General features: G+C 72.2%; 11 protein-coding genes. 8 read left to right on the top strand and 3 right to left on the bottom strand.

The features are described from left to right. The first annotated feature begins 148 nt into the window (after positions 1-148). Complete coding sequence (locus tag AC6CH6_RS17180) at positions 149-910, top strand: FadR/GntR family transcriptional regulator (RefSeq protein WP_498256042.1); 762 nt, start codon at positions 149-151, stop codon at positions 908-910. A gap of 1 nt (position 911) precedes the next feature. Then, positions 912-1,688, top strand: a complete 777-nt coding sequence (locus AC6CH6_RS17175) for an SDR family NAD(P)-dependent oxidoreductase (RefSeq protein WP_136341134.1) — start codon at positions 912-914, stop codon at positions 1,686-1,688. A gap of 69 nt (positions 1,689-1,757) precedes the next feature. Here the strand turns inward: AC6CH6_RS17175 and AC6CH6_RS17170 are convergent, their stop codons facing one another. The 3 genes from AC6CH6_RS17170 to AC6CH6_RS17160 all read right to left on the bottom strand — a co-directional run bounded on the left by AC6CH6_RS17170 (position 1,758) and on the right by AC6CH6_RS17160 (position 4,856). Next, positions 1,758-3,173, bottom strand: coding sequence for an alpha/beta hydrolase family protein (locus tag AC6CH6_RS17170; protein WP_498256041.1), 1,416 nt, complete (start codon positions 3,171-3,173; stop codon positions 1,758-1,760). 110 nt (positions 3,174-3,283) lie between these two features. Then, positions 3,284-3,760 carry a MarR family winged helix-turn-helix transcriptional regulator gene (locus AC6CH6_RS17165; RefSeq protein WP_498256040.1) on the bottom strand — a complete coding sequence of 159 codons (477 nt, stop codon included), beginning with the start codon at positions 3,758-3,760 and terminating at the stop codon, positions 3,284-3,286. Between the two features lie 112 nt (positions 3,761-3,872). Next, on the bottom strand, positions 3,873-4,856 hold the full coding sequence (locus tag AC6CH6_RS17160; protein ID WP_498256039.1) for an aldo/keto reductase: 984 nt from the start codon (positions 4,854-4,856) through the stop codon (positions 3,873-3,875). 190 nt (positions 4,857-5,046) lie between these two features. On the opposite strand from AC6CH6_RS17160, the gene AC6CH6_RS17155 reads away from it, so the two are divergent. From AC6CH6_RS17155 to mmsA, 6 genes are all read left to right on the top strand, one after another. Continuing rightward, positions 5,047-6,087: a LacI family DNA-binding transcriptional regulator gene (locus tag AC6CH6_RS17155; protein ID WP_498256038.1), complete on the top strand. Its 1,041-nt coding sequence runs from the start codon at positions 5,047-5,049 to the stop codon at positions 6,085-6,087. 170 nt (positions 6,088-6,257) lie between these two features. Beyond that, on the top strand, positions 6,258-7,946 hold the full coding sequence (gene araB, locus AC6CH6_RS17150; RefSeq protein ID WP_109221455.1) for a ribulokinase: 1,689 nt from the start codon (positions 6,258-6,260) through the stop codon (positions 7,944-7,946). After that, entirely contained in the window at positions 7,943-8,695 is a 753-nt protein-coding gene (locus AC6CH6_RS17145; RefSeq protein WP_498256037.1) for an L-ribulose-5-phosphate 4-epimerase, read from the top strand. The genes araB and AC6CH6_RS17145 overlap by 4 nt, the downstream gene beginning before the upstream one ends. Next, the gene (gene araA / locus AC6CH6_RS17140; protein ID WP_498256036.1) at positions 8,670-10,184 is read left to right on the top strand and encodes an L-arabinose isomerase; all 1,515 of its coding nucleotides are present in this window, start codon (positions 8,670-8,672) and stop codon (positions 10,182-10,184) included. Before AC6CH6_RS17145 ends, araA begins: the two co-directional genes overlap by 26 nt. A gap of 137 nt (positions 10,185-10,321) precedes the next feature. Next, positions 10,322-11,440 carry a multiple monosaccharide ABC transporter substrate-binding protein gene (chvE, locus tag AC6CH6_RS17135; protein WP_498256035.1) on the top strand — a complete coding sequence of 373 codons (1,119 nt, stop codon included), beginning with the start codon at positions 10,322-10,324 and terminating at the stop codon, positions 11,438-11,440. 82 nt (positions 11,441-11,522) lie between these two features. After that, on the top strand, positions 11,523-13,052 hold the full coding sequence (mmsA, locus tag AC6CH6_RS17130; protein ID WP_498256034.1) for a multiple monosaccharide ABC transporter ATP-binding protein: 1,530 nt from the start codon (positions 11,523-11,525) through the stop codon (positions 13,050-13,052). The last annotated feature ends 38 nt before the right edge of the window (positions 13,053-13,090 follow it).

Below are 13,090 nucleotides of genomic sequence, written 5' to 3'. Positions count from 1 at the left end.
GCCCGGGCGCGGGAATTGACGAGATCGGCGCTCCATGTGAGGCTAGTCACACATATGACGTCTGACAAGAGGCAGGTACGCGCCGTGAACCCCGATCCCGACGTGCGCACCGCTCCCCCCGCGAGGGCCGCAGCGCAACGGCGAGCCGATGGCTAGGAAGTCGCTGGTCGAGGCCGTCGTCGAGGACCTGCTCGAGCGCATCCTCGAGGGCGAGGTGGCCCCGCACGAGGCCCTGCCCCCCGAGGCCGAGATCGCCCGGGAGTCCGACGTCAGCCGGCTCACCGTGCGCGAGGCCCTCAAGGCGCTCCAGGCGCAGAACATCGTCTACGTGCGGCGCGGCCTCGGGACCTACGTGAACCCGCCCGACGCGTGGACCGGTCTCGAGGCGATCCTGAAGGCCGCCTCCCGGGGGGCGACCTCCCACCAGGTGGCGCTGCGGCTGCTGGAGGTGCGGCGCATGGTGGAGACCGGCTCCGCGGAGCTGGCCGCCGTGCACGTCACCCCGGAGGACCTCGCCGCGATGGAGACCGCGGTCCGGGACCTCGAGCGCGCGCACGAGGCGCAGGACCTGGACGCGGTCACCCGTGCCGACATGGCCTTCCACGACGTGGTGCTCCGGGCCTCGGGCAATCCGTTCGTGCCCGTCCTGCTGGCCCAGCTCTCCCAGCTGCTCTACGCCGAGCGGCGGGCGACCTCCGCCTTCCCCGAGGTGCAGCAGCACGCCATCGAGCACCACCGGCTCGTCCTGGAGGCCATCGGCACCCGCGACCCCGAGACGGCGCGCAAGGCCATGGAGGCCCACATCGACCAGACCTACGCCGACTACGAGCACTACATCGGCCGCGGGGCCGCACCCGGCGGTCCCGACCCGGCAACCGGACCCTTTCCCCACAGCACAGGAGACGACTGACATGACCGAGACCATCGCCTTCCCCGCCGAGCGCACCGCCGTGCTCACCGGCGCCGCCTCCCCGCGCGGCATCGGCCGCGCCGCCGCCGACCTGCTCGCGAGCCAGGGCTGGAACGTCGCCGTCCTCGACATCGACGGCGAGGCCGCCGCGGAGGCCGCCCAGGACATCGCCGGACGGCACGGGGTGCAGGCCCTCGGGCTGCGCACGGACGTGTCCGACCAGGCCTCCGTGGACGAGTCCGTCGCACGGGTCGAGGCGGAGCTCCCGCCGATCGTGGCCCTCGTCAACCTCGCGGGCATCAGCTCGCCCACGGAGTTCATGCAGGAGACCCGGGAGGCCTGGGACCGGGTCTTCGCCATCAACATGACCGGCACGTTCATGGTGACCCAGCGCGTGCTGGCCGGGATGATCGAGCGCAAGGTCGGCCGCGTGGTCAGCGTCTCCTCGATCTCCGCCCAGCGCGGCGGCGGGACCTACTCCAAGGTGGCCTACAGCGCGTCCAAGGCCGCGATCATCGGCTTCACCCGGGCCGTGGCGCGCGAGATGGGCGAGCACGGGATCACCGTGAACTGCATCGCCCCCGGCCCCGTGGACACCGACATCATGGGCGGCACGCTGAGCGACGAGCGCAAGGCGGACATGTCCAAGGACATCCTGGTGGGCCGTGTGGGCACCGTGCGGGACATGGCGGCCCTGCTCGCGTTCCTCGTGGGACAGGACGCCGGATTCATCACCGCGGCGACATACGACATCAACGGGGGGCTGCAGATCTCCTAGCCGGACCGCTGACACCGGGCGGGAACCCTGGGGATCCCGCCCGGTGCCCGCATCCTGCAGGGCCCCGGATCAGGGTGCGGCGTACCAGGTGCGGTCGCCGACGAACTCGTCCGGTCGGTGGTCGACGAAGGCGGCGCCGTCGAGGCCGAGGGACTCGGCGCTGCGCTGGAGCGAGGAGGTCCTGGCGAGGGATCCCCAGCGGCCCGTCTCCAGGCGCTCGTCCATGGCCTCGACGGCGGCGACGTTCTCGGCGACGGTGAAAGAGCAGTGCCCCTCCCGGTCCACGAAGGCCTGCCGGAACAGCGGCTGTTCGCCGGCCCGGCGGACCGTCTCGGCGTACTCCTCCTGGTACTCGACCGGGGCCAGCAGATCGACCAGCGTGTGGGTGGCCAGGACGGGGACCTGCAGCTCGCCGGTGGGCGTCGAGGTCCGCAGCATCCACTCCAGGCCGTCCTCGTCCGGGGTGATGTCGGCGCTTCGGCTCAGCGTCCCGAGGTCCGCGGCGAGATCGAGGCCCGCGAGCCGGTACAGGTGCCGGACCTGGTGGCGCTGGTCGGAGGAGCGCAGCAGCCGGGCGTAGTCGACCCCGGCGGTCCAGCCGCTGTCGCCGCCGGCGGCCGCGACGATGGTGTGGCGGCGCTCGATGACGGTCGGCAGGGTCTGCAGCACCAGCTCGGCCTGGGCGGCCGCCAGTGCCTCGGGGTCCTCGGCGTCCACGCCGTCCAGTTCCGTGGGGGTGTGCAGCAGGGCCGCCACCAGGGCGATGCGGGCCCGGCCCTCCGCGGAGCCGCGGGCCTCGTCCAGGGCATCGCGCAGCGCGGCGATCGTCGCGTCGGACTGGCCGGGGGCGGTGAAGCCGGTCAGCTGCACGTCCTGACCCGGCAGCAGCAGCTCCGCCGCGGCGTGGGCGGCGTCCAGCTGGTAGTTGTTCAGGGCCACACCGCCGCCCACCAGCCCGCAGGTGCTGACGGCGCCGTCGATGCCGGCCCCCGGCACCTCCGCCATCAGACTCGTGACGAGCCCGCCCATGGAGCGGCCCATGGCGATGACCCGGTCGGCCTCGCCGAAGCGCTGCTCGAAGGCCGCGAGGGTGTCCAGCTGGTCCTGGACGGCCGTCTCCAGGGCCCATCCGGTCGCGGCGTAGGACGACGACGCGACGGCGTAGCCGCGGCGGATCAGTTCCTGCGCCGTCGGGTCGAACCCGGCGTCCCACGCGGGGTTGGCGGGCCCGGGGCGGAAGCCGTGGGCGAACAGGACCACCTTGCCGTTCCAGTCCGCCGGCACCTCCGCCCGCCAGGCGGCACCGTTGTCCAGGGTTCCGGTGGCCACGGCCGGGGCCGCCGGGGCGGCCGTGCCGGGGGAGGCGGCGACGGAGGCGCCTGGGGTGGCCACGGCGGGGGGGATGCCGGCAGTGGTGGCGAGGGCGGTGGCCAGGGCGGCCGCCGGGACGAGGGCGGTGCGACGGAACCGGGGGGAGCGGGCCACGAGATACCTCCAGAAGTGAACAGTTCAGTTAGTGAACTGATCCTGCGCCCGCCGGCCGGGTGTGTCAAGGGTCACAGTCGACGGGGTGGCCGTGCGCTTCCCTCCGGGCGTCAGAAGGCGACCTGTCGCAGCAGGCGTGCCAGGTCCTCCCGGTCCTGGGGCCTGAGGTTCCCGAGCGACCTCTCGGCGGCGAGGTCCACCGCCGCCTTGGCGCTGGCGTAGAGCTCCCGCCCCGCACCGGTGGGGGCCACGATCTTGGAGCGGCGATCCCGGGGGTCGGCCTGCCGCTCCACCAGGCCGCGCTGCTCCAGCTCGTCGAGGAGGGCCACGGTCTGGCTGGGCTTCATCCGCAGCAGCTCGCCGAGCTCCCGCTGCGTCGGCCCCGTGCCGCTGCAGGCCGCCGCCAGGAGGGAGTAGCTGCGGACCTTCAGTCCGAGCGGGGCGAGCCCCTGGTTGGCCGTCGACGAGCCCAGCGCCGCCGCCCGGGCCATGAGGAAGATCGGCTCCGAGGCCAGGTCGATCTCCGTCAGTCGTGCGAGACCGTCGGGTGCGGGGCCGGGGTGGTCCGCGGCGGGGCTGGGGGACATCGGGGCGGCTCGCTTTCACGGGTGGATCCGGACCATCCTACGAGCTGGAGCCGCCCCGGGCGGCACCGCTCCGGCACCTCCCGGCGCTCTTCCGGGGAGGTGCCGGAGGGGCTCACCAGCGGGGGTGGATGTCCGCCCGGAAGTACGCGTCGTAGATCCTGCGGACCCTGGCGTCGATCTCCCGGCCCAGGTCCCCGGTGTCCGCCGCCGAGGCATTGCCGCGGACCTGTTCCACGCTGCGCGCCCCGGGGATCACGGTGCTGACGCCGTCCTGGGCGATGATCCACGCGATCGCGGCCTGCGCCGTGGTCACCCCGTCCGGGAGCAGCCCGGCGAACTCGCGGACGGCCTCGAGGCCGCGCTGGAAGTCCACCCCGGAGAACGTCTCGCCGACGTCGAAGGCCTCGCCGCCGCGGTTGTAGTTGCGGTGGTCGTCGGCCGCGAACCGGGTGTCCGCCGTGTACTTCCCGGACAGCAGCCCCGAGGCCAGCGGCACCCGGGCGATGATCCCCACCCCGGCCTCCTTCGCCGCCGGCAGCACGGCGTCTAGCGGCTTGAGCCGGAAGGCGTTGAGGATGATCTGGACGGTGGCGGTGCTCCCGCGGGCGATGGCCGCGAGCGCCTCGTCGGTGCGCTCCACGCTGACGCCGTAGTGGCGGATCGCGCCCTCCTGGACCAGGGTGTCCAGGGCGTCGTAGACCTCCTGGTCGCTGTAGACCGGCGTGGGCGGGCAGTGCAGCTGGACCAGGTCGAGGGTGTCGGTGCCCAGGTTCCGGCGCGAGCGGTCCACCCACTGCCGGAAGTTCGCGAGGGTGTAGTTCTCCGGGACCTGGTCCGCGCGGCGGCCCATCTTCGTGGCCACGGTGATGTCCAGGTCGGGGCGCTCGCGCAGGAACGCGCCGATGGTCTGCTCGCTGCGGCCGTCGCCGTAGACGTCGGCGGTGTCGAAGAACGTGACCCCCGACTCCACGGCGGCCTCCAGGACGGCGGTGGCCTCGGCGGGGTCGACGTCCCCCCAGTCCGCGCCCAGCTGCCACGTGCCCAGGCCCACGGTGGAGACCTTCCGTCCGGTCCTGCCGAGTGTGCGTTGCTCCATGCGTAGAATCCCGTTCCGCGATCGGTGGAGGGTCTCCCGGGTGTCCGGGGGACGGCGGCCCAGGTTCCGGGGGCGCCGGGGACCACCATGCGGTGCGACGTGTCCGCCGCGCAAGCACCGGGGGGAGGGACATCCCTCCCGGGGACCCCTCCACTGGGTCCGTCCGGTGCCGTGCAGTACCGTTCTGGCCATGACCGTCGAGGGTGGTGCGAACTCCGCACGGCCTCCGCGCGCCCCCAACATCCGGGACGTGGCCCGCGCGGCCGGGGTCTCCCACCAGACGGTCTCCCGGGTGATCAACGGGCACCCCGCGCTGCGCGACTCGACCCGGCAGAGGGTGTTGCAGGCCATGGAGGAGCTGCGCTTCCGGCCCAACCGGGCCGCCCGCGCCCTGGTCACGAGCGAGTCGAGGACCATCGGCGCCCTCGTCTCCTCGGGCGCCGAGTACGGCCCGTCGGCCAGCCTCCGGGCGGTCGAGACGGCGGCCGACGAGGCCGGCTACGTCGTGGACACCGCCCACATCGACCACGCGGACCGCGCCTCCATCGAGTCCGCCCTGGACCGGATGGTCGGCCACGCGGTGGAGGGGCTGGTGATCCTCGCGCCGCAGTCGCGCACGCTGGAGGTGATCGAGCAGCTGTCCATCCGGATCCCGTTCGTCACCGTGCACTCCCTGCACAGCGAGGACCACCGGATGTCGGTCGACCAGCTGGCCGGGGCCCGGCTGGCCACCCGTCACCTGCTGGAGCTGGGGCACCACCGCGTGGTCCACGTCCCCGGCCCCGAGGGGTGGGTCGAGACGGACGCGCGCCGCCAGGGCTACCGCGAGGAGATGACCGCCTGGGGGTTCGAGCCCGTAGTGGTCCCCGCCGGGGCGTGGACCGCGGACTCCGGCTACCGTGCGGGGCTCGGACTGCGCGAGAGCCGGGGGTTCAGCGCGGTCTTCTGCGGCAACGACCACATCGCGCTCGGCCTCGTGCACGCGTTCGCCGAGGCCGGGCTGGACGTGCCCGGAGACGTCAGCGTGGTGGGCTTCGACGACGTCCCGGAGGCCGCGCACTTCCTGCCGCCGCTGACCACGGTGCGCCAGGACTTCCCCGAGCTGGGCCGGCGCTGCATGGCCGTGCTGCTCGCGGAGCTGCGGGGGGAGCAGCCGGTCCGGCCGGGGGACGTGGAGCCCGTGCTCGTGGTCCGCGAGTCCACGGCCGCGCCCGCCTCCGACCAGGGCTGATGGACCCCGGCCACGCCGTTACCAAACTGTTATCAAGTGATGTGGGACACGTGCTTCCACGCTGCGGTAGGTTGGCCCGAACATCAGATGTGACCGTTCACATTCCGAGGTGGGCCGGCCGGCGGCCGCCCCTTTCGGAACGTGCGGCTCGAACGACAACGAGGTCCTCCGTGAGCCAGCCCAGCCCAGATCCCACGTACGTCATCGGCGTCGACTACGGCACCCTGTCGGGGCGGGCCGTCGTCGTGCGGGTGCACGACGGCGCCGAGATGGGCTCCGCGGTGCACGAGTACGAGCACGGCGTGATGGACACCGTGCTCGCCGCCACGGGGGAGGCCCTGCCGCCCGAGTGGGCGCTCCAGGTCCCCGCCGACTACGTGGACGTCCTGCGGCACGCGGTGCCCGCCGCCGTCCGCGCCGCCGGCGTGGACCCGAGCGCCGTGGTGGGCGTGGGCACCGACTTCACCGCGTGCACCATGGTCCCCGTCCGGGCCGACGGCACGCCCCTCAACGAGCTGCCCGGCCTGGCGGGCCGCCCGCACGCCTACGTGAAGCTGTGGCGCCACCACGCCGCGCAGGGCCAGGCGGACCGCATCAACGATCTCGCGGCCCGGCGCGGAGAGCGCTGGCTGGCCCGCTACGGCGGTCTCATCTCGAGCGAGTGGGAGTTCGCCAAGGGCCTGCAGCTGCTCGAGGAGGACCCCGAGCTGTACCACCTCATGGACCACTGGGTGGAGGCCGCCGACTGGATCGTCTGGCAGCTGACGGGCAGCTACGTGCGCAACGCGTGCTCCGCCGGGTACAAGGGCATCCTGCAGGACGGCGAGTACCCCGACCGCGAGTTCCTCGGCGCCCTGAACCCCGGGTTCGCCGGCTTCGCGCAGGACAAGGTCGACCACCCGATCGGGGCCCTCGGCACCGCCGCGGGCACGCTCAGCGCGCAGGCCGCGGAGTGGACGGGCCTGCCCGCCGGCATCGCCGTGGCGGTGGGCAACGTCGACGCGCACGTGAGCGCCCCCGCCGCCCGGGCGACCGCGCCGGGTCAGATGGTGGCGATCATGGGCACCTCCACCTGCCACGTCATGAGCTCCGACACCCTGCGCGAGGTCCCCGGGATGTGCGGCGTGGTGGACGGCGGGATCATCGACGGGCTCTACGGCTACGAGGCCGGGCAGTCCGGGGTGGGCGACATCTTCGGCTGGTTCACGGCCCACTTCGTGCCGGGGCGGCTCCAGGAGGAGGCCGCCGAGCGCGGGCTGAGCGTGCACGAGCTGCTCACCGAGCAGGCGAGCCGCGAACCGGTGGGCGCGCACGGGCTCCTGGCCCTGGACTGGCAGTCCGGCAACCGGTCCGTGCTCGTGGACCACGAGCTCTCCGGGCTGCTCGTCGGCCTCACCCTGGCCACCCGCCCGCACGAGGTCTACCGCGCCCTGCTGGAGGCCACCGCCTTCGGAACCCGCACGATCGTCGAGGCCTTCGCCGCCTCCGGGATCCCCGTCACCGAGTTCGTGGCGGCCGGCGGGCTGATCAAGAACGCGTTCCTCATGCAGATCTACGCCGACGTGCTCGGCATGCCGATCTCGGTGATCGGCAGCGACCAGGGCCCGGCCCTGGGCTCCGCCATCCACGCGGCCGTGGCCGCCGGTGCCTACCCGGACGTCCGGACGGCCGCCGCGGCGATGGGCCGGCTCGAGCGCAACGCCTACACCCCGAACCCCGCGCACACGGAGGCCTACTCCGTCCTCTACGAGGACTACACCGCGCTGCACGACCACTTCGGCCGCGGCGGCAGCGACGTCATGCGCCGGCTCAAGGCGCTCCGGCGCAACGCCCGTTCCACCCAGGAGGTCTCCGCGTGAACGCCCTGACGCCCGAGCTCGACGAGCGGATCGCCCGCGTGCGGCGCGAGGTCGCGGACCTGCACGCCGAACTGGTCCGCTACGGGCTGGTGGTCTGGACGGCGGGCAACGTGTCCGGGCGGGTCCCCGGCACGGACCTCTTCGTCATCAAGCCCAGCGGGGTGAGCTACGACGACCTCGGCCCGGACAACCAGATCCTGTGCGACCTGGACGGCCGGCCGGTCCCCGGCACCCCCGGCGCGGAGCGCTCGCCGTCCAGCGACACCGCCGCCCACGCCTACGTCTACCGGCACATGCCGGAGGTCGGGGGAGTGGTCCACACCCACTCCCCCTACGCCACGGCCTGGGCGGCCCGCGGCGAGGCCATCCCCTGCGTCCTGACGGCCATGGCGGACGAGTTCGGCGGGGAGATCCCCGTGGGGCCCTTCGCGATCATCGGCGACGACTCGATCGGCCGCGGCATCGTGGAGACCCTCTCCGGCCACCGCTCCCGCGCGGTCCTCATGCTCAGCCACGGACCGTTCACCATCGGCAAGGACGCCCGGGACGCCGTCAAGGCCGCGGCCATGCTCGAGGACGTGGCCCGCACCGTGCACCTCTCCCGCCAGCTGGGCGAGCCGCTGCCCATCGACCCCGCGCACGTCGACTCCCTGTTCGACCGCTACCAGAACGTCTACGGCCAGCAGCCCGCGGCCGTCCCCACCACCCCAGGAGCGCTCACCCGTGAATCCTCTGCCCACCGCCCTTGACCACTACGAGGTCTGGTTCCTCACCGGCAGCCAGGACCTCTACGGCGAGGACACCCTGCGCCAGGTGGCCGAGCAGTCCCGCGAGATCGTCCGCGTGCTGGGCGAGGCCGGGCTGCCCGTCGAGGTGGTCTGGAAGCCCACGCTGAAGGACGCGGACTCGATCCGCCGCACGGCCCTCGAGCTCAACGCCGCGGACGGCGTGATCGGGGCGATCGCCTGGATGCACACCTTCAGCCCCGCCAAGATGTGGATCACCGGCCTCGACGCGCTGCGCAAGCCGCTGCTCCACCTGCACACCCAGATCAACGTCGAGCTGCCGTGGGGCGAGATCGACTTCGACTTCATGAACCTCAACCAGGCCGCGCACGGCGACCGCGAGTTCGGCTACATCCAGACCCGGCTCGACGTCCCGCGCAAGACCGTGGTGGGCCACGTCTCGACCCCCGGCGTCACCGCGCAGATCGCCTCCTGGCAGCGCGCGTGCGCCGGCCGCGCGGCGGTCCAGGGGCTCAGGGTGGCCCGGTTCGGCGACAACATGCGCAACGTCGCCGTGACCGAGGGCGACAAGACGGAGGCCGAGCTGCAGTTCGGGGTCTCCGTGAACACCTGGGGCGTCAACGACCTCGTGGCCGTGGTGGACGCCCAGTCCGAGGACCGCGTGGACGAGCTCGTCGCCGAGTACGAGGAGCTCTACGACGTGGCCCCCGAGCTGCGCCGCGGCGGCGAGCGCCACGAGTCCCTGCGCTACGGGGCCCGGCAGGAGCTCGGGATGCTCCAGTTCCTGGAGGAGGGCGGCTTCGGCGCCTTCACCACGAACTTCGAGGACCTCGGCGGGCTGCGCCAGCTGCCGGGCCTCGCCGTGCAGCGGCTCATGGCCCGCGGCTACGGGTTCGGGGCGGAGGGCGACTGGAAGACGGCCCTGCTGGTGCGGGCGGCCAAGGTCATGGGCGCCGGGCTGCCCGGGGGCGCGTCCCTCATGGAGGACTACACGTACCACCTGGTGCCGGGGGAGGAGAAGATCCTCGGCGCCCACATGCTGGAGGTCTGCCCGAGCCTCACCACGGCGCGCCCCTCCCTCGAGGTGCACCCGCTGGGCATCGGCGGACGCGAGGACCCCGTGCGCCTGGTCTTCGACACCGACGCCGGCCCCGGCGTGGTCGTGGCGATGTCCGACATGCGGGACCGCTTCCGGCTCACCGCCAACACCGTGGACGTCGTGCCCCCGGACGCCCCGCTCCCGAACCTGCCGGTGGCCCGGGCCGTCTGGCGGCCGCAGCCCGACCTCGCGATCTCGGCCGCGGCCTGGCTCACGGCCGGCGCCGCCCACCACACGGTCCTCAGCACCGCGGTGGGCGCCGACGTGATCCGGGACTTCGCCGACATGACCCGGACCGAGCTGCTCGTCATCGACGACACCACCACCCTGCGGGAGTTCCAGCGCGAGGTGCGGTGGAACGCGGCCTACTACCGGCTCGCCCAGAAGCTCTGAGCGGGACGACCGGGACGGCCGGAACGACCATGATGACCAGGACCCCTGACGACCACCACGAGATCTCACCAGCACCGACCTCGCTCGAACACTCCCACCACCGGGCAGTGCGGCCCGGACCGACGAAAGGCACGACCATGACCCCGAAGATCGACCTGAAGAAGACCCTCACCGGGGTGACCGCCCTGACCCTCGCGCTGGGCCTCACGGCCTGCGGCGGCAACCGCGGCGGCGGCGCGGAGGCGGGCTCCAACGAGGGCGCCAAGATCGGCGTGGCGATGCCCACGCAGCAGTCCGAGCGCTGGATCGCCGACGGCGAGAACGTCAAGGCGCAGCTCGAGGAGCTCGGCTACGAGGTGGACCTCCAGTACGCCAACGACGACATCCCCACCCAGATCTCCCAGATCGAGAACATGATCAACGGCGGGGCCAAGGCCCTGGTGATCGCCTCGATCGACGGCACCACGCTGACCAGCGTGCTCGACACGGCCGAGACCCAGGAGATCCCCGTGATCGCCTACGACCGCCTCATCAACGAGTCGGACACCGTGGACTACTACACCACCTTCGACAACTACGAGGTGGGCGTGCAGCAGGGCACGTCGCTGCTCACCGGCCTCGGGGTCCTCGACGAGAACGGCGAGCCCACCGGCGAGAAGGGCCCCTTCAACGTGGAGCTCTTCGCCGGCAGCCCCGACGACAACAACGCGACCTTCTTCTGGGACGGCGCGATGGACACCCTCCAGCCCTACCTGGACGACGGCACGCTCAACGTCCCCAGCGGCCAGACGGAGTTCGAGCAGGCCGCCATCCTGCGCTGGCTGCCGGACACCGCCCAGGACCGGATGGAGGACCTCATCACGGTGGGCGGCGGCGACCAGCTCGACGGCGTGCTCTCCCCGTACGACGGCCTCTCGATCGGCATCATCTCCGCGCTGCGCTCCGGCGGCTACTCCCAGGCCGAGCTGCCCGTGGTGACCGGCCAGGACGCCGAGGTCGGCTCCGTGAAGTCCATCGTCAACGACGAGCAGTACTCCACGATCTTCAAGGACGTCCGCGAGCTCGGCGAGCGCGCGGTGCTCATGGTGGACTCCCTGATGCAGGGCGAGGAGCCCGAGGTCAACGACGAGGAGACCTACGACAACGGCGTGAAGGTGGTCCCCGCCTACCTGCTCGAGTCGCAGATCGTCACGAAGGACAACTACCAGGAAGTCCTCGTGGACAGCGGCTACTACGAGGCGTCCGAGCTCGAGTGAGCGCGACCGGCCGGGCGGCCCTCCGCCGCCCGGCCGGTCCGTCCCGTCCACCCACCCACCAGCTCGAGACGAGGAGGCCCGCATGAGCGAGCACGTTCTGGAGATGCGCCGGATCAGCAAGTCCTTCCCCGGCGTCAAGGCGCTGCAGGACGTCACCCTGGCCGTCGCCCGCGGCGAGGTCCACGCGATCTGCGGGGAGAACGGCGCCGGCAAGTCCACCCTCATGAAGGTCCTGTCCGGCGTGTACCCGCACGGCACCTACGAGGGGGACATCGTCCTGGAGGGCGAGACCGTCTCCTTCCGGGACATCAAGGACAGCGAGCGCAGCGGGGTGGTCATCATCCACCAGGAGCTGGCCCTGTCCCCGTTCCTGTCCGTCGCGGAGAACATCTTCCTCGGCAACGAGCGCGCCACCCGCGGGTTCATCAACTGGAACGAGACCAACGCCAGGGCCGCCGACCTGCTCCGGCGCGTGGGCCTCGACGTGAACCCCAGCGTCCCGGCCGGGGACATCGGGGTGGGCAAGCAGCAGCTCGTGGAGATCGCGAAGGCGCTCTCCAAGGACGTGAAGCTGCTCATCCTCGACGAGCCCACGGCCGCCCTCAACGACGAGGACTCCGCGCACCTGCTGGGCCTGGTCCGCGGGCTGCGCGAGGACGGGATCACCTGCATCATCATCAGCCACAAGCTCAACGAGATCCGGGCGATCGCCGACTCCGTGACGATCCTGCGCGACGGGCAGACCATCGAGACCCTCAGCCTGCACGACGGGTCGGTCACCGAGGACCGGATCATCAAGGGCATGGTGGGCCGTGAGCTGACGAACCGCTACCCCGAGCGGGTCCCCGACATCGGCGCGGAGGTGCTCCGCGTCGAGGACTGGACCGTGCACCACCCCCGGGAGCACTCGCGGGTGGTGGTGGACAACGCGCACCTGTCCGTGCGGGCGGGCGAGATCGTGGGCATCGCCGGGCTGATGGGCGCCGGGCGCACGGAGCTGGCCATGAGCATCTTCGGGCGCAGCTACGGGGCCGACATCACCGGGCGGATGTACAAGAACGGCGAGGAGATCACGGCGCGGACCGTCAGCGAGGCGATCCGGCACGGCATCGCCTACGCCACGGAGGACCGCAAGCGCTACGGGCTCAACCTCATCGACGACATCAAGCGGAACATCTCCTCGGCGGCGCTGGGCAAGCTCACGTCCGCGGGCTGGGTCGACGGCGGGCGCGAGACGCTCGTGGCGCAGGACTACCGCACCAGCATGAACATCAAGGCGCCCTCGGTGTCCTCGATCACCGGCAAGCTCTCCGGCGGCAACCAGCAGAAGGTCGTCCTGTCCAAGTGGATGTTCGCCGACCCCGACGTGCTCATCCTCGACGAGCCCACCCGCGGCATCGACGTGGGGGCGAAGTACGAGATCTACACGATCATCAACAGGCTGGCCGCGCAGGGGAAGGCGGTGCTGGTCATCTCCTCCGAGCTGCCGGAGCTGCTGGGGATCTGCGACCGGATCTACACGCTCGCCGAGGGCCGGATCACCGCCGAGGTGCCCATCGCCGAGGCCACCCCCGAACGACTCATGCAGCACATGACCAAGGAAAAGGACTGACCCATGGCTTCCACCCTCGTCGACGAGGACCGGGCTCT

The sequence above is a fragment of the Kocuria sp. GQ42 genome (assembly GCF_059758435.1).
The sequence above is the reverse complement of the archived record's forward strand: the minus strand, read 5'-3'. Positions and strand labels throughout refer to the sequence as shown.

What these genes read in the sequence shown, in the direction of transcription:
- AC6CH6_RS17155 (WP_498256038.1), top strand. Translation starts at nt 5,047, where the DNA reads ATGACCGTCGAGGGTGGTGCGAACTCCGCACGGCCTCCGCGCGCCCCC.
- AC6CH6_RS17175 (WP_136341134.1), top strand. Translation starts at nt 912, where the DNA reads ATGACCGAGACCATCGCCTTCCCCGCCGAGCGCACCGCCGTGCTCACC.
- chvE (WP_498256035.1), top strand. Translation starts at nt 10,322, where the DNA reads ATGACCCCGAAGATCGACCTGAAGAAGACCCTCACCGGGGTGACCGCC.
- AC6CH6_RS17160 (WP_498256039.1), bottom strand. Translation starts at nt 4,856, where the DNA reads ATGGAGCAACGCACACTCGGCAGGACCGGACGGAAGGTCTCCACCGTG.
- AC6CH6_RS17165 (WP_498256040.1), bottom strand. Translation starts at nt 3,760, where the DNA reads ATGTCCCCCAGCCCCGCCGCGGACCACCCCGGCCCCGCACCCGACGGT.
- AC6CH6_RS17180 (WP_498256042.1), top strand. Translation starts at nt 149, where the DNA reads ATGGCTAGGAAGTCGCTGGTCGAGGCCGTCGTCGAGGACCTGCTCGAG.
- mmsA (WP_498256034.1), top strand. Translation starts at nt 11,523, where the DNA reads ATGAGCGAGCACGTTCTGGAGATGCGCCGGATCAGCAAGTCCTTCCCC.